Raw genomic sequence first — 22,074 nt, forward strand, 5'->3', positions numbered from 1 at the left:
ACTCCCTTTAGGCCGCGCTTATCCGCCGTCGACACGGGCGGCGATGACCTTCGCTGGATCAAGCGGACTGCCTCCCGTCGAGAACCACTGGTGGCCGCGCCGATGATGCATGGAGCGTCCGGGGCACTTTCCGCCGGCCGATCGACGCCGCAAACTATTGGTGATGCAAGATATTGCGAAACTGATTCAACTTAAGATAACTATTGTTGAGGAAACTACGATGCAACCGGGGGGAAGATGTTGCGTCTGAGGGGGTATACCGACGCGGAGCTGAGGACCGAGTTCGCGCGGCACAGAGACGATCTAGTCCAGCTCGATGCCTTGAACCGCGAACTAAATAGCCGCGACACAGACGAGGCGTTCGACCTCCAGATGGAGGTGGTGCAAGTCCTCGCCAACCTCCGAAAATCCGCGCAGGCAAATTCGAGAGGAGATGCTGTTGCTGCCTGGCTGAAGGCTTTTCTCCTGAGCCGCCGCATGTCCGCAGCCGACGGGCGTCCTCTCCATCAATATCGAATGTCGGATGCCGAATATCAGAGCGCACGCTCGCTTCTCAAGACGTCGAGATCCCGACTTGATCGAGACGATGGTCCGGCGGCAAGTCTGTTTGTAGCCTTCTGCGCGGAGTGGTTTCGGCGCGAAGCGACATCGTTCTTCCTTCGCTGGGATGCCCTTGCGCCGGACGTATTCAGCACCATTCCCCATAGCCGCCGTCGGAACCTCGTCGAGGTTGGGCTCGACTTTTGGAAGCGCTCGCTGATCAAATCGGAGACTGCAACAGAGTTCTTGCTTACGATTGCGATCGAAGGCGGCATCTCGGCTCACGTGATCTCCGAATATGGTTCATCCTGGCTGGCAGAATATCTCAGAAAACTGATGAGGTTCGCTCTAGCGGACGGCAACCGTGACCATGTACGGGGCTTCGCCGGCGACATGTCAAACGAGATTCGGATTTCGTTTCGGCAAGACGGCTTCATCGATCTCTGCTGTGAACTCATCCTGAAGCTCGTCGAATGGAAGCGCGTCGCGGATCAGGGGGCGCCGGGCGTCGATCCGCTTTCGTTTCTCGACGCCCGGCACCCAGACTGGAAAGATTCGCTCCCGATCTACATGCCGGCCGACGACGACCGGATCGCGAGGCGCCTGCTGAGCGGACTGCTTGTCGAAAAGGCAGGCCAGGTGGGCGGTTCGGGAATCACCGTGGACCGATACCTAAAGTTTGAGGCCGGCATCTGGCGGCCGGCGATTGCCCTTACCGCAGACGGCGAGGTCTCGCCAGGCAAGCTGCCAGGTGTCTCCAGTGCCAGGCGGTGGAAAGCAATCCCTTCCGGACAACTTGCCAACTATCTTCCCAGCCAGATCGCGCTCTTCGAGCCTCCGACGGAAGATCAGCAGAAATGGCGCGTCAGGTCGCTAACGCCGCTCGACAGGCTTCTTGTTGGAATGCCCCTGGCCCATACCGTGACGGTCAATCTGACGAGCGGCTCGGAGGTTTCCCCGATCGCCTGGCCGGGTGGCGCCGGGGTTAGCTCACCAGTCTTGTCGTTCTTACCGATAGAAGTCGCGGAGGGCGACGCGCCGAAGACGCTGCGCCTGATCAAGACGGGCTCCACGAGCTTGCCTGCGAGCAGGATTTACGTACTCGTCCCCAGGGAGTGGCGAGCCGTTCCTGCGGAGGGAACAGAACCCGGTCGGATTTGGAATGCTGAAGATGGTTGGGTTCTGCACGAGGTCACCGGCACTATTTACTTTATGAAGCCGGGCGCCGCTGCAGGAGAGCGCTACCGGATCGAGGCCAACATGGACGCCCGCCAGGAGTCCCTGATCCTGTCGTCCGCCGGCGAGGTATCGATACACTCGGAAGACGGGATCGAAACCTTGGCGGGTCCAGTCACGCTCGGCATCCTATCCGAAGGTGCTACGCGAGCCCCGGCGCCGGAAGAACTTCTGATCCGCTCGGTGGACGATCGATGGAGACCGATCACGGATCGAAAGATAACCGCGCCTGGGGCTTATGAAATTTCCTGGCGGGATCCAAAGGCGGACATCCAGCTTGAGCGCCGAAGGATAGCGATTGTTCCATCGGGAGGTCGTATAGTCGGGGAGATGATCGGCGCGCAGGAAGGGCGAATTGTTCACGAGCGGCTTCCCGGATGGCGGGTCGACGTCACGGGTGAGATGACCGCTCTGAAGAAAACGGAGGGAGAACTGCAATTTACGATGTCGGGAAAACCCAGATATCGCATTGAGGCGCTTCTTCATCCTCCCATGGGTCGCCCGTTCAGGATCAGCGTCCCTATGAAAGTTCGCGAAGCCGCCATCATCCTTGCAGACGGCTCTGCGGCAAGCGGCGGGCAGACAATTGACGTAACCGCACTTCGAGGTGCCGTCGCTGCGTCTCCGCACGCCACGACCCTGACACTTTCTTCTCGAACTGACCGTTCGAACTCCATGCAGTTTCGATTTGCTGGGGAGTTTCCTCTGGCCGCCTTGAAACCGGCCGTCCAGGAGATGATGGCGCCGATGAACGATCAGGATGCCATGCTCGAGCTCGAGTTTCTCGGCGAGACAAGGATTCCGATACGGCTCCGGAAATACCGATACGCTCGCCCGATCATAGTCGGAGGAGCCGTCGTGTTCAGCGAGAATTTCAGCGCCCTTCCCGTCGCGAAGATGATTCTTCAACCGGCCAAAGAGCACCTACTTCAGCGAAAACCCGATGGGAGCTTTGAGATTCCATATTGGTGCCATGGCCCTTGCCTGGTCTATCTGCGTGACGGGCCAGATATCGTGGCCCGGCCGCTCGTAGTGAACCGCCCGATGCGCGACAATCCCACGACGCCGCTACAGGCAGCTCTAGCCCAGACCGAATATATTCGATTGAAGGCGGAGGTGGGCGCAGCCTTGGACGACCTCTCGGAGGGAAATCTTGCATCAAGCGACGTTCGTCTGCTCGTTGATATGGCCGTTAACTTGAACGGCATGCCCGCTACCGGCTTTGTCGCCTTGCAGGAACTCGCTTCGCGACCGAAGGCTCTCCTGCGACTTCTTCTGAGCGCACCAGCGCAAGATCGCCAGGCCTTATGGGCCCTACAGCAGGAGCTTCCATTTTTGTGGCTTGCTATCCCGTCAACAGCCTGGTGGCAGGTATTAATCTCAGAGTCTGACGCTCTCCACGCGGCCCTCTCCGAAGTGCCGGACGACGTGCGCTTGCCAATGATCATGACGCACCTCACGGGATTAAGGGAAAAGCTGGTTGAAATCGAGCCCGCTCTCGACTCAGTTTTCGTTCGCGCCGGGTTCCCTCCGCTGGAAAAGCAGTCGCTTGATGTCGTGCTTCAGGTGTTTGTTCAAAGCCAGAGGATGCATGATGACGAAACACAGACGCCCGTAAGGAGAAATCCCGTCCTAGAAGACCTCAAGAAGTCGGCTATCAGCCTTCCTGAGGACTTCCACCGCTTCAGCTTCGAGGAGTTCGAGTGCATGGCCGCGCCTGCAGCGCTAGCGGCCACCGCGGCAGGAAGGTTGAAACTGTCAGCGACGACAGAACTCATCGTGCGAAAAACGCTGAGAGAACACGCGCACTTTGTGTCGTGCGCCTACCCGCATCTATTGAAATTCTATGAGGTCCAGGCGTGAAGCCCTTCAACACTCTCTCCGACATCCGCGCCAGATCCGCAGAAGCTATCCTCTCTCAGTCCAGCGTAAGAAATACCGCGTTGCTCGGCCACCTGCGGTCGATGTTCAATTCGCCGTCCACGGCAGAGGGAGGCCTGCTGCAGCAGCCCATAGTCGAAGGCGCGCATCCGTTCGTTCCGGCGGACGTCGACATGGGCGGAGTGGATCCATCGGTCCTTCATCCGGACTTCGTTGCTGCAATAGACGCCCTCCCAAATGGCAGCGACTACCGCTTCCCGAAGAAGCGCCAGCCGTTCAAGCACCAGTTGGAGGCATGGAGACATCTCTCGAGCACGGGGAATCCTCAATCTGTCCTCGTTACTTCTGGCACCGGCTCAGGCAAGACGGAATGCTTTCTCTTCCCCATCCTCAGCGACCTCGTCTCGCAAGCGAAGGGTCGGTCGGCGCCGCTCGAGGGCGTGCAGGCGATCATGCTCTATCCGCTCAACGCCCTTATCGAGAGCCAGCGGGAGCGCCTATCTGCGTGGACGCGGCCTTTCGACGGCAAGGTCCGATACTGCCTGTACAACGGCGACCTGCCGAACTCGCAACCTGCAAGTCTACACCGAGCCACCCCCGAGCAGCAGGTCGACCGTGAGCAGCTTCGGGAAAGTCCGCCACCCGTGCTCGTGACAAACATCACGATGCTCGAATACATGCTGGCGCGTTCCGAGGACCAGCCTATAATCGAGAAGTCGAAGGGGAAACTGAAGTGGATCGTTCTGGACGAGGCACATTCGCTTGTCGGAGCAGCGGCCGCAGAGATTGCGCTCCTCCTTCGGCGCGTCTTGCTCGCCTTCGATTGCAAGCCGGAGGATGTCCATTTCGTAGCCACCTCCGCGACCATCGGTAGCGGCGACGACGTTCAGAATCAGTTGAAGCGTTTCCTCGCGGACGTCGCAGGGATCAAGGATGCCAACGTTCACGTAGTCGAAGGAAAAAGGCAGCTCCCTGTCCGTCCCGGTGCGCGAGGAAAGCTGCCACCTGCAGATACCTTGAGGAACTTGCCACCGTCGTCGCTATTCGATGCGATGTCCGCCGACGAGGCGGTTTGGAATTTTATCGAAAAACAACTTTTCGTGGCCCCCCAAAACCTTTCGGAGTTTGAACGCGTCGGCCGTTCAGCCGGCCTCGATGCTGACGAATTCCTTGCCTTGCTTTCTACCGCGGCTCGGCCTCACCCCAGGACAGGCGAAGAGGAGCGACTAGCGCCGATGCGCATACACAGCTTTGAGCGAGCGGTGCCCGGCGTATGGAGTTGCATTAACCCGGCCTGCAAGGATTCCCCCGACGAATGGCTGTTCGGCAAGATCTTCCTGGACCGATGCGACACGTGTCAAACCTGCAAAGCTCCGGTCCTCGAGGTCATAAGCTGTGTCGACTGCGGCGACGTCGTCCTGGAAGCAGAGGAAGATGCTGCCAACGACAGGCTACTGCCGACGCGACGCGTGGCGGAGAGGGACGAGTTCGAATTCGAAGCTGGTCGCGAGCAGGACGAGGCAGACGCCGACGAAAACGCGGAGTCTGACGAAGCGACAGAGGTGGCACTTCGACGGCGGATTCTAATCGGTCCTTCCACGGCCGGACGGTTTCGACCTTTGCATCTGTCGACCACGACATGGACGATCGAAGCAACAGCGACGACCGAAACGGTCACTGTCGGGTCTGACCTCAAAGGCGATGCCTGCCCTTGCTGCAGCACCCCATCCAGGAACGGTATCGACAAGCTACTTCGCCCCATGCGCTTCGGGGCGCCCTTCATGATCGCCAATGCCGCGCCGATCCTTCTCGAGGGTGTCGACGCCTCCGGCAACGCTGCAGCAGTTCCATCCGAAGGCCGCCGCCTGCTGTCTTTTACAGACAGCCGACAGGGCACGGCGCGGATGTCTGCTAAAGTTCAGGCTGAAGCCGAACGAAACTTCCTGCGCTCTTTCGTCTACCACTCTGTCCAGGATTCCATGAGATCGGGCACCGCCGTAGACAAGGTCGGGCTCGAAACGCAGATCAAGGCTCTTGAGACCGCGGTCGCCGCGACGCCTATCCCAGCGCTACAATCCATGCTGGACGACGCGCGCAAGAAGCTTGCCGACGCGAGCGGACCTAACATGGAAGGCATCCGTTGGGGGGAGATGGTCGAACGCCTGAGCCGAACGAGAGAAGTCAGCAACTGGCTGAAGGACGTCTGGGAGCCGCGCGACGACGACGCTCTTTTCCATGATAACGCCCGGCTCGCAGACTTCCTGCTGATGCGGGAATTCGCGAGGCGTCCAAGAACCGCACTTTCAGTTGAGACTTTGGGACTGGCCCGCCTTCGTTTTAAAGAGATCGACGACCTGACGACGATGCCGTCCGCGTTCTCACGGTATGGAAAATCTATAGAGGACTGGCGGGCCTTTCTTTACGCCATGACCACCTTCTTCCTCCGCGGCAACGCGGTCGTCGATGTACAGCAGGGCGTCATGCGTTGGATAACGCCCCGCGCAAAACTTCGGTCTCTACTAGCGCCTGGTGTGTCTGCCGATGGCGATAGGCGACGTCAGACATGGCCTGGGATACCTGGCAAGGCGATATCGACGCCGCAGTTTCTTCTCGTAACCGGCCTCGGTCTGGACGTCTCGAATACCGAACATCGATCGGACATCCTCGAATGCTTCGACCGCGCGTGGCAGCAGCTCCAACCGTTATTCAGCAACGACCCGACACACCGCGCTCTCGATCTTCGCAAAGCATATATCGCTCCGGTAGTTCAGGCTTATCTCTGCCCTCTAACACGGCGGGTTCTCGACGCCGCCCCTTTCGGGATCACTCCTCTCGGAAGGACCGCGCGACATGGCGCCCGTCGGCAGGTCGAAGCCATCGAACTCCCGCGTCATCCGCACCCGTTGATCGGAAGCCCCGATCTGACGAGGGATCGGGCGTCCACAAAGAAATGGCTCGAAGAATCCGACGTCATTGCATCGCTTCGGAACAGAGGCGCATGGAACAACATCACCGACCGCGTCTCGATGTTCGCGGACTACGCTCGCTCGGCGGAGCACTCCGCCCAGCAGGACAGCTCACTGCTGCGTCGCTATGAGCAGATGTTCAAGGACGGCCAGATCAACATCCTGAACTGCTCGACGACCATGGAAATGGGCGTGGACATCGGCTCAGTATCGACGGTGATGATGACAAACGTACCGCCGTCGGTGGCCAGCTACAAGCAGCGTGTAGGTCGTGCCGGCCGCCGTGGCCAGCCGTACTCGCTCGCCTTCACGTTTTGTCGAGATCGTCCACTAGATCGCGAAGCGTTCACGTCGCCGATCAGTTACCTCAACAGGAGCATGGCGGCGCCGAAGGTTGCCCTGAGCAGCCGCCCCATCGTCCAACGGCATGTCAACGCCTATCTTCTACGCCGCTTCATGGTGGAACGCGGGGGCGATGCACTTCGAATGACGATCGGTTCCTTTATGGGAACGCCGGCGAGGCTTGGTGATCCACGACCGCTTATGGGCGAGCGGCCGGTCTCGATGTTCAAGGACTGGCTGGCTGCTCCGACAACGGCGACCGCTGTATCGGGCGATCTCGAGAAGCTCGTGCGACACTCCGTGCTCGAGGGCGAGACGCTCCTTACAGATGCCTCGCGAACGATCGTCGACGAGCTACAGGGCAACTTCGAAAACGAATGGGACGGCCTGCTCGCGCTCGCAAGGGACGAAGGTGTCAAGGAAGCCGGGAAGAGCCGGATGGGAATGGAATTGAAACGGCTCTGCAACGAGTTTCTTCTTAGCGCGCTTGCAGATCGCGGGTTCCTCCCCGGCCACGGCTTCCCGACCGGTGTGGTCACGTTCCTGCCTCACAAGCCGCGGAAGGAAGACCCGGTAGACGGAGGGCGGATGAAGAGACTCACGGGGCCACAAAGATCGCTGGATCTGGCAATCAGAGACTATGCGCCGGGGTCGGAGATCGTGCTCGACGGTCTCGTTCACAAGTCGGCAGGCGTCCTCCTGAATTGGAAGCGCCCCGCCAGCGAGGAACACATCCGTGATGTCCAGAGTCTCAAGTATCATTGGTCTTGCGACCGTTGCGGCACGAGCGATACAGCCCGCAGCCGTATGGCGGAGTGCCCTGTCTGTGCGGCGACTGTCTGGAACCGCTCGTACATCCGGCCGGCCGGGTTCTCGGTCGACGTCCGCGACAAGGTTCACGCGGAAACGGATATCATTTCGTACGTCGCTCCAGAGGAACCGAGTGTTTCCGTACGAGCGAGTCCATGGACTTCCCTTCCGGTTCCGGAGATGGGACGTTTCCGGAGCAGCCGTGAGGGCGCGGTCTACTATAGCAACAGGGGGCAGACGAAGAACGGCTATGCGCTATGCTTGCATTGCGGCCGCGCGGCCCCGGATCATCAGGCTCTCGATAATGGCGATGCCGACCCCACGCTAGGTTCGCCGCTGGCGCAGCATCCACCCCTCCGCTGGAAACGGGGCGAGGATGCATCCCGTTGCCAGGGAAACGACAATGCCTGGGCGGTGCGGCGAAACTTGGAACTCGGCTACGAGATCTCCACCGACGTATTCGAGCTTCAACCGTCCGCATCGCTAAAGAAGCCGGCGGCGACCGCCCTTGTGATCGCGATGCGCGAGGGTATCGCGCGGCTCCTGGGTATCGAGGCGGACGAAATGGGCTACGCCACCCAGACATCGGAGGGGCTTCTCGCTCAACATGCACGGTCGGTATTGATCTTCGACCGGGCTGCGGGCGGCGCAGGTTTCTCAGCCTCCATCGCCAGCCGTCTCCCTGCAGTTCTCGGTGAAGCCCGCAAGGTGCTTGAGTGCCGGAATCCCGGTTGCGTTACGGGATGCGCGGCATGCGTGCTGGTCTCGGATGCACCCTTCGAAGACGGGGGCTTGGACCGCTCGGCAGCACTTCGCTTCCTGATGAACCACCTTGCTTTTCAAGATGCGTTGGAAGAAGAGGACCGCCTATCGCCGGACGCCGCAATTTCGATATCGGTGGTGGACGAGGTCGAGCGGAACCTTCGCGAGACGGCAAAGCCTACCGTGTACGTATTTCTCCCCGAAACTACCGACCCTGGACGGCTATCCGAATGGTCCGCAACGGCGTATCTCGACCGTTGGCGGTTCCTCGGCAACCGGGTGGTGATCGTCATACCAGACGGCTTCGTTTCGCGTTGCGATACAGCAGGGCGCCTCGCGCTTTACGATCTCGGACAACGGTTCGCGCAGGCGGGTGGCAGCCCCCTGCGCATCGGCGCAGCCCCGGAGATCAATGGTCTGACCGTGGGTATCGCGGTTACGTCCCAGTCTGGAGTGAAGGTATGGGCAACACGAGATTCCTCATCCTGGGAGGCTAATCCAGAATGGGGCCAACCTATGTCGGCACCGATAATCATGGGTTCAACGAATGCCGAAATTCAGACTACCGTCGTTGAGCTTGGAAGCCTTCTCCCCGCCGCCTCGTCCCACTTCGAGCGGATCAGCACGGAACTTGACCGAAGCCTCTCCCTCTTCGGTGGAGGCATGGCAAACCGGCTGCGGGCTCGTCTGGAGAGCGTCGGAATACCAAAGGCGCAAGCCATTCGAGGCATTTCCTACAGCGATCCATACATCAGGTCGCCCCTCGTTGCGAAGATGTTCATCGATACCGTCGCAGGTTTGCTGAAGGGAGCGGCGGGGGTCGCTGTCGAGCTTTCGACTGGCGCACCTGGAGGGAAGCTCAACATGCCTTCGCGCATTTTCGATGACTGGAGGGAAAGCGTCGACGCCGAAGCGGTCATGAGCGAGTACGCCAAACTGAAGGGGATCGATCTGAAGATTCAGTTCGCTCAAGTGCCACACGGGCGATACATGACCATCGCCTTCGAGGGGGGAGCATCCGCCACCATCGTATTCGACCAGGGCTTCGGCGCTTGGCGAACGACATCGTCCGGGCATCTCGTGGCACACGACTTCAGGACATCGCCACGGCGTCAAGCGGAAGCCCTTTCGCGGTCGAGCGTCTCTGTCGCCAAGTCTGGATACGGCCCGACTTACATCGTCGCGTCTAAAGACAGCTAATCTCTTCCACTAGGGTTGAACCCCGCACCCCCTAGTGGAAGTTCCTCGCCTTGACCTTGAGCATATCGATGTGCAGGTCGCGCACGAAAATGTCCCGAGCTTCCGGAGCCGGACGCAGGCGATCTCTCGAATCCGGACTGGACGTCTTGTCCAACCGGAGGGCGCTCCCTCTCAGACCGTCGTGTTGGTCATTCGTCGATCTTCACACGCACGCGGCTCTTGAATTCCAGCACGACTCCGCCCTTCTCGACACCGTCGTGAGCAGCCGGCGACCCGACAAGTTGAGGGGCGATCCATTCGACTGTCATCGGCCTGGTATTGTCTCCCTCGTCCGCGACACGCCATCGTCCAGGCCTCAGCCTGGCGGCGTTCCAGTCGACGTTCAGCTTCACCTCGTCGAAGCCAACCTCGAATATGTTCGCCTTGCGTGTGCCTGAGATCGCCGCGTTGTACGTCGTCATGCTCGCCTGCACGTCGGTGCGCGAGCGGTTGAAGTAGAGCAGCGCGTTCGCCGCAAGCCGCCCAAGATGCCAGAGGCTGGCCGTCGACGCCAGCTTCCGATCTCCGATCAACTGCAGCTTCGAGTAGTCTCCGGACGCGACGTCGAAGCCGTCCGGGATGATAAAAGCCACGAACTGCGCGAAGTGCGCCTCGAGAACCGACAAGCTATGGCCCTCCGCATCCGACCAAGTCGGGTAGTTCGTCACGAAGGTCATCATCCAGCCGTGCTCCGGACTGTCCACGTGCGTGATATAGACGCCCTCGATCAGGCTCGCCGGGTTGTTCTTGTCGTATTCCAGCGTCTCCCCGAAATGCATATACACGGCAGACGAACTCAGTCCGGCATGGTCGAGCGTGACGCCATCCGCCCACGTGGCCTCAAGGTAGGGGCCGATCTTCGACATGTCGTACACCGTCCCGCCGTTCTTCAGATGGTGGTCGCGAATGATAGAGAGGTGCCCGACGCTCGGCGCGTCCGAACGCCGCCGGGCCTTTTCGTCGTCCCGTCTCGCGTCGTCGAGCAGACCGTCTATCCGCGCCTTCGAGACGTCCCTTCCCGCGGCCTTTTCCTCGTCCTTGATCCGCTTGCGCATATTCGAAGGAAATTCCCGCCGCATCTGTAGATATCTGTCGAACCGGAAAGGATGAAACCACACCGGAAGTCCGCCGAGCTCGTACCCCTTGTCGGTCGTCCATTCCGCCATCACGCATTCCGCCTTCTTATTGCTGGCACCCGCCCGGCGCCGATCCGGGGCACCCTCGGGCGCCCTTTCACGGGCGTCAAGCGCCCTCGTCATATGCGCAACTTTAGCCGGTATATAAAATTTCTTACAACTCCTGTTGACAATCGGAACAGAGCATGAACATATACGCGCGCGTCCACGTCGGGCGCCCCGCCCATGACGGAGCAGGAGAACGACAATGGGAATAGGACCGGATCACCGCTGAGACCACGACGCTTCCGATTTCCGGAAGTGTTGACAACGTTTTTCAAGGATTCGTTCATGCCCGCCCTCCGTCGATTCGGCCCGTTTCGGCCCCTGCGGCAAGCACGCCGCTCGGCACCTGCCTCGTCGCTTTATTCTCGCCGAATATGGACCATTACTTTCAGCTAAAGGATTCGCGCCCGTCGAAAACCTTTCGGTTTTTCTTGGCGGCGAGAGGCCGGTTTTCGGCTTTGCTTTGCGTCCGCCACCGCTGACGGAGAGCCGGGGCAATGCACGAATCCTTAGCAAAAACAAAAGCTTGAAACGAACCTTCATATATGCATCGTGAGTCTCGCCGGCCGCACAGTGCCGGACAGGAGACCACCATCGCAGCGCCACATCGACGTCGTCCCGGACAGGAGCCGGACGCGAAAGGAGAAGTCATGCCCAGAAAGAAGCCTTGCTCGAAGGCAGACATCGAACGCCACTTCAAGCAGATCGAGGAGCGATACCTTGCGGACAAGCCCGCGGGCCACACCTGCTCCGCTGCGGAACTCAACGCCATCCTGATGGCCGAATGTGAGAGGTTGCTCTCCCTCTAAGGCCAGCGACGGAGGCGGACGACGCCCCCACTCATCACCAGCAACACGACGACGCGCCGCGGGATATCGGGCGCGAAAGGAGAAGTCATGTCTATCGAAAGCCCGAAACAGCAGTCGAAGCTCGTCTACGTCGCGGCGGACGCGACGCCAACGGACATCTGGAAAGCCATGTGCGAGGCGGCCCGCCTCGGTCCGGCTGATCGTGCCGCGTTGAAGAGGTTTCTCGCCAGTCAGGAGACCCGTCGATGAACACCGTCACCCAGGCTCGCGGACGTAGCGTGCGCCCCCAGATGAAACCGTCCCTGACGGATGCCGTCGTCGGATACCAGGCACTGCTTGACGAATATGCGACCGCACCCTCCCCTCGGCGGAGACGTCGGCTCCGGCAGCACGTTCAGTTCGGCCATAGTCGTATCGCGATTCTGGAGATCCTCAAGTTCTGGGGAGTTTCCCGATGAGACTCAAGGCCAGAGAGAACCCGATCGACGCCGAATGGCGCGCAATCTTCGGCCCGCGGCACGAACCCGCGCGCGTAATCAAGAAACGAACGCGACACCCGACCATCCCGGTGAACCATCCCACGAAAAAGGCCTTCCGGCTGGGAATGATCCGCGCCCGTCTTCCACTGATGGCCGACCATCTCACCCATCTCGACGTCACCCCGGAGGTGATCCGGGTCGCGGAATATCCGTTTGTCCTCGAGTATCGGCGCGTCCGTGAAGAGGGGAAGGTCGTGACGCGGACCCGAATTCCCGATCTTGCAGTGCTGATGTCCGACGGCCGGGTGTTCGTCATCGACTACGAGCCGATCAACATCCAGAAGCGAAAGGGTCGTCAACGCGTAGAGGCGAGGACACGTGGCCTGATCGAGGCCCTCGAGGAGAAGGATGCGGCCTACCTGCTTCTCGACGAATGCAGCATCCACCTGCAGCCACGGTGGGGCAACGTCTGCGAGATCTGGAAGCACATGCACGAAAAGGGTCAGCATCCCGGCATCGCCGAGATCCGGCACCAGATCATGAACGGCTCCCTGCCCGCCACGATCGGGCAGCTCATGGCCCGCGCGTCGCTGAACGTCATGACATCAAGGTTCGCCGACGAGCCGCCGGAAGCCGCCAGGGTCAAGGGCGAATTCAATCCGACCTATACCGCCGTGATGCAGCTCGCCGCCGCAGGAAAGGTTCGGCTCGACCACAGCATGCCGCTCGACATCCACTCCATCGTTACAAGGAAGGTATGAAACCATGTCCAACAAGATCGTAATCCCCACCGGGCTGCGCGAAGCCCAAACACTCGACGAGATCGGCATCCACGACATCCCGGAGGGCGCCGGCGCCGGGCCGGAGCAGTCCTTTGACATCAAGGACCGAACGCTGTTCATGCTTCTCGACGAGGACAGGCGCGTCTACGTTACCGCCATGTCGGCCGGCTGGATCGCAGCCACGCCGCACACGCGCAAGCAGCTCCACCTCGTTCACACGAAGACGAACCAGCCGATCCTGCTTTCGAACTGGAAACTGGCGTACCTTCAGGCGGAGCGTCGGATCCGTCCGATGACAGAGGATCCCACGAAGAACCTGCCGGGAAGCTCGCTGAGCTACAAGGAGGAGGCCATTGCGTTCGCCGACTGGAAGACGCGGATGATCGACGCCATCATGGAGGCCGAGGTTGCGCGCGGAAAGCATCTGACCTGGCCGCAAATGAAGAAGGTGATGGACAGGTTGAGCGCGGAGACCGGGCTGAAGCCACTCGGCCGCACGCAGACATTCGAACGCCTCAAGCTCGATCGCGATGGCGGCCAGTTCGACCGGCTTGTGAACCAGATGCCTAAACATCGGCCCGGCAACCGGACCGAGCGATTTCATTCGCAGCTCTATGACCTCGTGCGGGAGGCAGTCTTCACCACGATCGCGGCCCTCGGCACGTGGAAGATGGTCCGCGCCGAGATCAAGATTCTCGTTCGCGACGGGGCGAAGTACGAACATCTCAGACCGCAGGTGCTAGACGACGAGGGCAACTTCCTGCTGAAGCAGAGCTTCCTCGGACGGACGATCAAAGGCTGCAATCTGTATGTAAAGGATCTCCTGGTTCACGGACCGGACTTTGCGCAGCGCAAGCACGCCGACTATCTGCGGCAGATCAGGGCGACGGCCCCGCTCGAGCGTGTCGACGCGGACTTCGCCCAGTTCCCGGTCATGATCATCGACGACGAGCTCGACATCGCCTTCGGCAAACCTTGGACCTGCGTCCTGCGAGACCGCTTCACCGCAATCCCGCTAGGATGGTCGGTCGGGTTCGGCAATCCGTCGTTCCAGCTCTTTCTGGAGGCTCTCCAGCACGCAATCTTTGAGAAGACGGACCTCCCTGAAGGCATGGAGTATCCATACGGCGGCTTTCCGCTGGCGATCGGTGTCGACAACGAGCAGCCGCTTGTCCAGAAGGATGCTGAAAACGCCGCCCGGCAGGTCGGGTACAAGCTCGTCGAGTATAGGCCCGGCAGTCCCTGGATGAAGGGGGCCTTGGAGCGCCTGTTCCGAATTATCGGCACGGCATTCGTGCACTCCCTCGCCGGGGCGACGACGTCCTCGCCCGACGAGCGCAAGAAGTACGACCCGGAAAAGGAGATGGCGGTACCGGTGCTTAAGCTCGGCGAGTTCCGCGGATTTCTCGCTCACTATTTCTGCAACATTCATGTCTTCGAACCACGGCTCGGCCTCGGCGAGACGAATGCGGTCCCGGCGGTCCCGGCGGACCTCTGGGTCGAGAGCGTAAAGAAGGCGCCGCTGCGCCCGCTCATCGACCGCGACATGTTCGCCAGGATGGCGGGGCTGTCCAAGATGGTGACCGTCCAGTCGGACGGCGTTCGGCTGGACTACATCCACTACTCCAGTCCGGAACTCTACCTCATCCGGACGAACCCGGCTCACAAGAAAGGCAAGCGCTACCGGTTCGTGCGGGACGCCTACGACGTCGGGCACGGATGGATCGAGGATCCTTACCGCGGGAAGATGATCGAGGTGTTAGCGCAGGGTGCCGGCGCGCGGTATGCGCCGGGCCTCAAGCTCTTTCACCATCGGCGGATCATGGACTACCGACGGGAGCAGAACAAGAAGCTCAAGAACGTGCTCGACCTGATCGAGGCGCAGGACGCGATGGCCGAGGAGGTGTTGAACCTCAAGCGCTCGCGCCGGAAGTACGACATCGCGCGCAAGGTGGCGCAGCTCTTCGAATCCCAGGTGCGGAAGTTCGGAGACGCGAAGATCATCGACATGTCCACGCTGCGCAGCGGCGCCGACCTGATGGATCTGGCCAGTCCGGAGACGGCACGGCCGAAGCCGCCGAGAAGTCCTCGCGCAAAAGCGGTCGTGCCAGGTGCCGCCGCCACGGAAAGGGCACAGCCTTCGGCCGTCGTCGAGGACCATGACGACGATGCTGCCGGCTACGACGTGTGAGGTGGCACGATGGAAAATGATCTTATCGAGTTTCACACCACGGCGTTCAACACGACGGAGGCTCGACTCGCGGCGAGTCTCCTGCCGGACGAGGAACGCGAGGAACTGGTCCGGTCACTGCTGGTTCCCTTCGAAGCCTTCGACAAGTCGATCGACTTCATCCGAAGGAGGCATCGACCGAACCCGCACGGCGGACATTCGAGAGGCCGCGTAGTCGGTCTCCTGGGAGAGATCCGGTCGGGAAAGTCATGGGCGTGCATGCATTACGCCGCCCGCTTCCCAATGCGAGTTGTGGACGGCAACAAGAAGTTTCCCGTCGTCTACGTACCGGTTCCAGGTTCGCCGACGGTCAAGTCCGTCACCACCCTTCTCCAGAAGCGGTCGGGCGCTCACTCCGTGACCTACCACAACGCCGACGACGCAAAGGACGCCTCGGTAGAGCGCTTGCAACGCGCCGACGCGGAACTGGTGATGTTCGACGATGCCCAGTTCATGCTGTTCCATCGTGATGCCCACCATTTCTTCGACCTGTTCAAGCGTATTGTAGACACCAACAGGATGAACGTCATGCTGATCGGGGAAAAGTCGATCTACGACTACATGGATGGCAATGGGCATCTCCGGAAGCGGGGCGGCTTCGCGAAGCACTACGTGCCCCCGATCATCAAGAACGGCGCCGCGTTCGGCAATCTTGTCAAATCCATCGACAAGAGACTTCCCTTTCGGATGCCGTCCGTCCTGGGCGAACAGCATGTAATCAACGATCTCTGGAAAATCTCGGGGGGCGTCATCGGCCTGATCATGAACCTCGTCGCCGACGCCGCGATCATGGCGATCGCCGATGGTTCCGACACGCTAGGCCTCAAACATCTCCAGCTTGAGGCGGATGACAGATTTCAGGAGGACACCTACAAGTATTTCCGGGTACCGATGAACAGCGGGGAGACGGTCGATGGCTAGCACCCCGAGCGACGCGTTCTCATTCTACTCCGCCCCAGTCGTTGGAGAGGCTACGGACGGGTACATTCTTCGACGGATCGGCGAGGAGTATCACCGATCCACGAGGATCTATCTCGACATGGTCATGCCCGACCATCGAGGATCGTTTCTTGTGCGCTCCGCCCGGCTCGTAGAAGCAATGGACATGCCTCCGAACGACCGCGCCCTGATCGAGCGTTGGTCGCCCATGAAATCGAAAGGCAATCTTTTTATTAACGGGCAGCGTCTCAGGCCGTATCAGCTCAGGAAGCGCTTTCGTCGGTTCTGTCCCGGTTGCGTCGAGGAGGCACAGTTCCACAGGATCTGGTGGGACATCGCATCATTTCGCGAATGCCCTGTCCACAGAGCGCCGCTGCTTGAAAAGAACGCCCTTGGAAAACGGTACGTATGGACCTGGCCCCTCGTGGGAGTCGACCGTTTTGGTCTGGAATGCGGTGTTCCGATGTCACGGCACCCTGACGAGGAATCTTTCGAGTACTACATGCTTCAAAGGTTCGGCGTCCTTGAAGCGTACATGCAGAGGCCCCTCCTTGACGGACTCCATCTCGATCGCGTCATCGATCACTGCGCTTTTCTTGGCAGGTTGCTCTCCAATCCCTTCTCAAGGAAGACGCCAATCGAGCGCTCCGGTGACTGGCAAGCTGGATTTGCGGCCCTTCGCTCCGACAGGAAGAACCTCGAAAACGCGGTCGAAACGTGGCTACTCGAGCGGACCACTCAAGACTTGCGAGACAAGGGCGCGGACAAGGCATTCGGATGGGCACGGAGGGGCACTCGCGTCAAATGGTTGCGCCAAATGCCGCTGCTGGACGCGGCGATAAAGGTTGTACTCGCGCGCACGGGCCGCCTTGGTCGAGGAAGCTTGCAACAGCTCGATGGGATTCGGCACCGCGAAATTACCCTGACGGAACTCGCGGATCGATATCAGCTTCACAAGAAGGGGATGAGAGCGGTTTTAACTGAAATCGGCGTGCCCGTCGCGGCAAAGGGCAGGTTTTCATATTTCGATGAAGCGAAAGTCGAAGCGGTAGATCACTTCATGAAAACACTGATTACCGAAAAGGAAGCCTCAGCGATTCTGGGTTGCTCGCGCTGGACCGTCTGGGGCCTGATCCAGAACAAGCGCATTCGAGGTTTTAGCCGGATAGCCCGCCGGCACGCCGTTCGTTGGTTCATCCCTCTTGCTGACGTCGAAGAGCTCATGTCCGTGCTCAAAAACCTACCGGTGACCGGGGAGTCGCACGCCGTCTACTCGTTGAGCACCTTCTACGCGCGAGAAGCGGTTCCGCCCTATGAAATCGTGGAACGCGTACTGAAGGGCACGCTACAGATCGCAGCCATCGACCCGACACGTCGGGGAATGTACTCCTGGCGGTTCCATGTGCTTGACATGGCGAAGCCTGCCAAACGCACGCTGCGATGGAAGAAGCCACCTGTCGAATACATGACACATGTCGAGGCGTGCGCATTGACCTCTTTCCATCCACGCACCATCAGCCATTTGGCAAAGGTCGGAGTGCTGGAGGTTCCGCCCGAAAGCGCTGCGTGGCTTACCCGCGCCTCCGTCGATGCATTTCACAGTCAGTATGTGAAGGCGTGGCTTCATCGCGAGGATCTTAACATCCGAAGTCCCGGTCATCTGCCGGAAATCATCGCAAAGATGGGGATGACGATCTACTTCAGAGACGACGAGCGCCTTTGCGAGATCATTCTTTCTCGATCAGAACTCGCTAGCGCGCTCGGGGCACGAACGGCTGCCGCATCGTCGGCCGCAGAAGCTGTGTGGCAGAAATTCAAGGCCAGCTACGAGAGCGGGTATAGCGCCTTCCACATGCCTGCGACGATTGGAACGAAGCCTCAAAGACTCGCGCTGGCATCGCGGCGGACCTACTTCGAAGTCTTCGCGGAAGCGGATGCCGTGGTAATCCGGAAGACGTTCTCGGCTAAGCGGACCCGAGAGTGGAGGGCATTTGACACGGACAGGGATCGATTCCTCACGGCTCTAAAAGGATTCGATATCATTGAGACGGAAGGGACGTACATCGCAGAACTGCGCTTGCTTACGGTGCAGGACATAGAGATCGCACGAGTTGCCATGGACGCCATCCACTGGAATATTCGAAAGTTGCTCGGCTCCCGGAGAAACTAGCGTGTTCGGACGGCGGTGATTTCTGATAAAGGGCGGCCCATGGGCTGCCCTTTTTTTGGATTTCGGGCGCGGAGCCGAATCCGCTCTTATGGTTACACGACCACGACAAATCCGCATGTTCCGGTTCTCCGTTCGGAAAAATGGCGAATTAGTTCACGTGTTTCAACGGAAAAGCACTGACTTAGAATCCGGTCTTTTGTGTTGCTCTAAATCAATATAAAATCATGAAGACGCTGAAGGTCCCATAAATCGGGACATTATCTGCTGATGCCGAACGGTGGATTGGCGTGTTGGATGAGTTCGCGGGCCTGGTCGGGGAACCAGTTGCCGGCCGGCGGTGCCGCGATGCCTCGGGCGGGGTCGATCGGGCCGGGCGTGCCTCGGTGGCAGGGGCCGTCGGATTCGCCGGGGACCTTTATCCAGAGGAAGGCGTCGATATAGGGATTGTCCGTCTGGAGCGTGGGGCGCCGGCCAAGGCCGCGTCCGGGTGGGTTGCACCAGGTCTCGGCATCCTTGTACCGTCCGTCCGGCGGGTTCCATGAACCTGCACCGTTGCGGCTGGTGTCGATGACGGCGTGCTTTTGCCTTACCGGGTCGCGCGTCAGTCCGGCCGCCGCGAAAGCACGGTCGTAGGCGCGGTCCGTTTCCCCCCAGGCCGCCATGTCGTCGTCGTTTGCCGGATGGAACTGGCTGGGGCAGCTTCTTGCTTCCAGCGCCCCTGCCGCGACGAGGGCAAGGCAATCGCTCAGCCAGGCGGCATACCGCGTGATCCGGTCGTCGCTCTCGAAATTCGAGACGTTGAGGAAAAATCCGTCCGCCTTGCCGATATTCGCCTTGATCAGGCGGTCGGCGGCGTCGCTTGGGGGAAGCCAGTTGCTGCCCGTGCCATCGAGATACACGCGGGCGCCGGGCATCGCCTTGAGGATTTCCACCGCCCGGCTCAACTGGGCGAACCGTTCCGCCGCGGCATGGGCGGGATCGGCCCCTTCCGGCCTGCAGGGCTCCGGATCGCCGTCGACGTTCCGGTTGAAGGGAATGACGCCGAGGCCGTCCGGTTCGAGCACGACGATCGCCTTCCCTTTGCCGATCCCGGCGGCGAAGGCTTCGATCCATCGGATATAGGCGGCCGTATCCCTTGCGCCGCCGGCCGAATAGAGTGCGCAATCCCGGTGAGGGATATTGTAGGCCACGAGGACCGGGACCGCACCCTCCGCCGCGGCCCTGTCCATGACATCGGCGACGGCCGCTCTCGCCTCCTCAGGAGAGCTCTCCATGAACCACGTCGCCGAGGGAACGCGCGCGAGGGCAAGGGCATCCGCCCTCGCCTGCCCTTCCAGCGCCTCCGCCGCGACGGCCGCGCCGCTCCTGTCGTTGACGAAGAGTTTTTCCGGCTCCTGAGAGACGGCGGCGGGGACCGCTGCAAGCGCGGAACAGGCCACGGCAAGGACGGTTGCAGCAGCTCTCTTCCAGCGCAAGCGGGCGGGGACGCGGAGGCCTCTGCCCGCTTGTCGGCCGCCCGGTTTCACTGGCGCCTGTCCCGTTCGGTGCGCATTTCCGCAAGGGCGCGGATGGCGTCCTGCTGGCCGGTCTCGCCGAGAGCCTCGAAGAGGCGCATGGCATCGGCGCGCAGGCCGAGATTCTTGTAGGCATAGGCGCGCAGCACCATCAGGTCGGTCGGCTCGTTCACGATCTGCCTGCGCTGGTCGAGAAATACGAGCGCTTCCCGGTAGCGTGATGCGCGGAAGCTGCTGACGGCCCTGTCGGCGAGAATCGCGGCCTGCAGCTCGCCGCCGCGGCGGCCGTCGAGCTTCGCCTTCGTGGCGGCAACGGCGGCATCGCTCGTCAGGCCGGCCCGCAGATAAGCAAGGCTCTGGCCGTAGGCCGCGTCGCTGCGCGTCTGCCCCTCGCCCGCCAGCGCCGCCTCGAAGGCCTGCGCCGCTTCCAGCGGACGGTTGATCTCCATCAGGCACCAGCCGAGCGCCAATGCGCTTCCCGGGGCAAGGCCGTGCAGGTCGCGGGCGGTGCGGCAGCTCGTGCCGGTGCCTTCCGCCCGGCGCGCCGTGCGCTTGCTCCGCTGCAGCCGCACGGCGACCTCCTCGACGGCGGGGCGGCGCTCCTCGGCCCGCTCCTGCGTCTCCACGCTCACCACCGGCAGCTTGCGGCGCGTCGGGACCGAAGCGTCTTCCTCGCCGCGGCCTTCGCCGAGCCGTGCGATGCGTTCCGAGCGCTTGCCCCAGGCCTGCTTGACGGCGGCAAGGCCGGCCATGTCGTCGAGGCGCAGGCGCGCGACGCCGAGCCCGTAGGCGGCCGGCTCGTAGTCCGCCTTCCAGGACAGCACCTGCGCGAACCATTGCTCGGCCGTCCGCGGCTGATCCATGGCGAGCGCATACCAGCCGAACTGCTCGCCGGTCTCCGGATTCTTCTGCTCCAGCGTCACCGCGGCGATGCGGCCGAGCACGTTCGCGTCCAGCACCGGCACGGGGTCGAGCGCCAGGAGGTTGGCGGTCGCGGCGAGATAGGTCTGCATCGCCTGGTCGGAGCTCGTCCGCCAAGGATACATCACATCCTCCGCTTCGGCCGGCATCTTGCGGGCGAGCAGGATGAGGGCGAGGCCCTGCGAGGCGGATGCGGAATCCTCGATGGCCCGCGCCTTGCGGAAGAAGGGTTCGGCGACGGCATTCTCGTCGCGGCGAAGGTGATACCAGCCGAGCAGCAGGGCATCGGAGGCGAGCCCCTCCTCCGCCACCAGCTTCTCGACGGTCTTGAGATAGGCGGGCGCGACCGTCAGGGCCGGGTCCTCCGCCCCCTCGCCGACGAAGCGGCGGGCAAGGTCGTTGCGGATCGCGTCGAATTCCTGCGAGCCGTCCGTTCCGGCATGCTCGCGCGCGAGGAGGTCCTGCATGTCGGCATAGCCGAGCAGCACGGATGCCTTCTGCACGGTCGCGATACGGACCGGCGCGTCCGTGCAGTTGTTCAGCATGTAGAGATAGGCATCCTTGGCGCGTTGCAGGCGGTCCGTCCTGGCGAAGGCCTCGGCGACGCGCCAGAGCACGTCCGCATCGCTGCAGGTCAGGAGGCTCGGCGTTTCCGCGCCGATCCGCACGACCTCCTCGTTTCGCCCGCCGTTCGAGGCGGCGACGAGCGCGGCGCGTTTTTCCGCGACGTCCAGCCGTTCGACGAGGTCGGCCGGCGGGGTCCATTGCGGGTCCTGCTTCCGGCGTTCGGCAATCGCCGCGCGCACGTCGGCATATCGAGACTGGCTGTAGAGCGCCCACATCGCCTCGAGCTGCCGGTCCTCGTTGACCGGAACGGCAAGGGGATTTTCCGGCGGCGTCCAGGTGGGGTAGAGCGTGCGCAGGCGGGCGATCTCGGCATTGAGCCGGGCGGTATCGCCGCGGGCCGCGAAATAGCGCAGCGCACTTTCGTCGACGACGGGGCCGGCGGACGTCGCGTCCGCGCCCTGCCCGGCATCCGCCCCCTTGCCGGCCTGCGCGACGAGCCGGCGCGGCTGCTTGGCGTTTGCGGCATCGCCCGCGTCGAGACCCGGCATCTGGCCGTCGGATATGGAAAAAGGCTGGCCGGCCAGGCTGGCCGCACCGGCAGAGACGAGGACGAACGCCATCAAGATCGACTTCATCCCGACCTTCCCCGGTATGCTAGCCACATCCGGCTCCCGGCCTGGACCGCGGCGACACCATGCGCCATGAA

Annotated in this window: 11 protein-coding genes; 8 read left to right on the plus strand and 3 right to left on the minus strand. The window is 61.4% G+C overall.

Translation table 11 applies throughout. The features are described 5' to 3' along the window. Window positions 1-237: 237 nt before the first annotated feature. Both ACZ5TO_RS11885 and ACZ5TO_RS11890 read left to right on the plus strand, forming a co-directional pair. The gene (locus ACZ5TO_RS11885; RefSeq protein WP_464798226.1) at window positions 238-3,639 is read left to right on the plus strand and encodes an STY4851/ECs_5259 family protein; all 3,402 of its coding nucleotides are present in this window, start codon (window positions 238-240) and stop codon (window positions 3,637-3,639) included. Then, window positions 3,636-9,737, plus strand: coding sequence for a DEAD/DEAH box helicase (locus ACZ5TO_RS11890; RefSeq protein WP_464798227.1), 6,102 nt, complete (start codon window positions 3,636-3,638; stop codon window positions 9,735-9,737). The genes ACZ5TO_RS11885 and ACZ5TO_RS11890 overlap by 4 nt, the downstream gene beginning before the upstream one ends. 188 nt (window positions 9,738-9,925) lie before the next feature. On the opposite strand, the gene ACZ5TO_RS11895 is transcribed toward ACZ5TO_RS11890, so the two are convergent. Next, a complete protein-coding gene (locus tag ACZ5TO_RS11895; RefSeq protein ID WP_464798228.1) occupies window positions 9,926-10,942 on the minus strand; it encodes a hypothetical protein in 1,017 nt (338 codons plus the stop codon). A 665-nt stretch (window positions 10,943-11,607) separates the two neighbouring features. Between ACZ5TO_RS11895 and ACZ5TO_RS11900 the strand changes: the two genes are divergently transcribed. The 6 genes from ACZ5TO_RS11900 to ACZ5TO_RS11925 all read left to right on the plus strand — a co-directional run bounded on the left by ACZ5TO_RS11900 (window position 11,608) and on the right by ACZ5TO_RS11925 (window position 18,366). Continuing rightward, entirely contained in the window at window positions 11,608-11,766 is a 159-nt protein-coding gene (locus tag ACZ5TO_RS11900) for a hypothetical protein (protein WP_464798229.1), read from the plus strand. A gap of 87 nt (window positions 11,767-11,853) precedes the next feature. Continuing rightward, window positions 11,854-12,015, plus strand: a complete 162-nt coding sequence (locus ACZ5TO_RS11905) for a hypothetical protein (RefSeq protein WP_464798230.1) — start codon at window positions 11,854-11,856, stop codon at window positions 12,013-12,015. 205 nt (window positions 12,016-12,220) lie between these two features. Beyond that, complete coding sequence (locus ACZ5TO_RS11910; RefSeq protein ID WP_464798231.1) at window positions 12,221-13,006, plus strand: hypothetical protein; 786 nt, start codon at window positions 12,221-12,223, stop codon at window positions 13,004-13,006. A gap of 4 nt (window positions 13,007-13,010) precedes the next feature. Continuing rightward, window positions 13,011-15,218, plus strand: coding sequence for a hypothetical protein (locus tag ACZ5TO_RS11915; RefSeq protein ID WP_464798232.1), 2,208 nt, complete (start codon window positions 13,011-13,013; stop codon window positions 15,216-15,218). A gap of 9 nt (window positions 15,219-15,227) precedes the next feature. Then, complete coding sequence (locus ACZ5TO_RS11920) at window positions 15,228-16,178, plus strand: TniB family NTP-binding protein (protein WP_464798233.1); 951 nt, start codon at window positions 15,228-15,230, stop codon at window positions 16,176-16,178. Then, window positions 16,171-18,366 (plus strand): TniQ family protein, encoded by a 2,196-nt coding sequence (locus ACZ5TO_RS11925; RefSeq protein ID WP_464798234.1) that lies wholly within the window; start codon window positions 16,171-16,173, stop codon window positions 18,364-18,366. The genes ACZ5TO_RS11920 and ACZ5TO_RS11925 overlap by 8 nt, the downstream gene beginning before the upstream one ends. Window positions 18,367-18,623: 257 nt before the next feature. Here ACZ5TO_RS11925 and ACZ5TO_RS11930 read toward each other — a convergent pair whose 3' ends face one another. Beyond that, window positions 18,624-19,805 (minus strand): glycoside hydrolase family 6 protein, encoded by a 1,182-nt coding sequence (locus ACZ5TO_RS11930; protein WP_464798235.1) that lies wholly within the window; start codon window positions 19,803-19,805, stop codon window positions 18,624-18,626. Between the two features lie 83 nt (window positions 19,806-19,888). After that, on the minus strand, window positions 19,889-22,003 hold the full coding sequence (locus tag ACZ5TO_RS11935) for a cellulose synthase (RefSeq protein ID WP_464798236.1): 2,115 nt from the start codon (window positions 22,001-22,003) through the stop codon (window positions 19,889-19,891). Window positions 22,004-22,074 lie beyond the last annotated feature (71 nt).

The organism is Shinella sp. Sh6 (assembly GCF_055392685.1).

Excerpts from the sequence above, each read along its gene's own strand:
- ACZ5TO_RS11885 (WP_464798226.1), top strand. The coding sequence starts at position 238 with ATGTTGCGTCTGAGGGGGTATACCGACGCGGAGCTGAGGACCGAGTTC.
- ACZ5TO_RS11895 (WP_464798228.1), bottom strand. The coding sequence starts at position 10,942 with ATGGCGGAATGGACGACCGACAAGGGGTACGAGCTCGGCGGACTTCCG.
- ACZ5TO_RS11900 (WP_464798229.1), top strand. The coding sequence starts at position 11,608 with ATGCCCAGAAAGAAGCCTTGCTCGAAGGCAGACATCGAACGCCACTTC.
- ACZ5TO_RS11905 (WP_464798230.1), top strand. The coding sequence starts at position 11,854 with ATGTCTATCGAAAGCCCGAAACAGCAGTCGAAGCTCGTCTACGTCGCG.
- ACZ5TO_RS11910 (WP_464798231.1), top strand. The coding sequence starts at position 12,221 with ATGAGACTCAAGGCCAGAGAGAACCCGATCGACGCCGAATGGCGCGCA.
- ACZ5TO_RS11915 (WP_464798232.1), top strand. The coding sequence starts at position 13,011 with ATGTCCAACAAGATCGTAATCCCCACCGGGCTGCGCGAAGCCCAAACA.
- ACZ5TO_RS11920 (WP_464798233.1), top strand. The coding sequence starts at position 15,228 with ATGGAAAATGATCTTATCGAGTTTCACACCACGGCGTTCAACACGACG.
- ACZ5TO_RS11925 (WP_464798234.1), top strand. The coding sequence starts at position 16,171 with ATGGCTAGCACCCCGAGCGACGCGTTCTCATTCTACTCCGCCCCAGTC.
- ACZ5TO_RS11935 (WP_464798236.1), bottom strand. The coding sequence starts at position 22,003 with ATGAAGTCGATCTTGATGGCGTTCGTCCTCGTCTCTGCCGGTGCGGCC.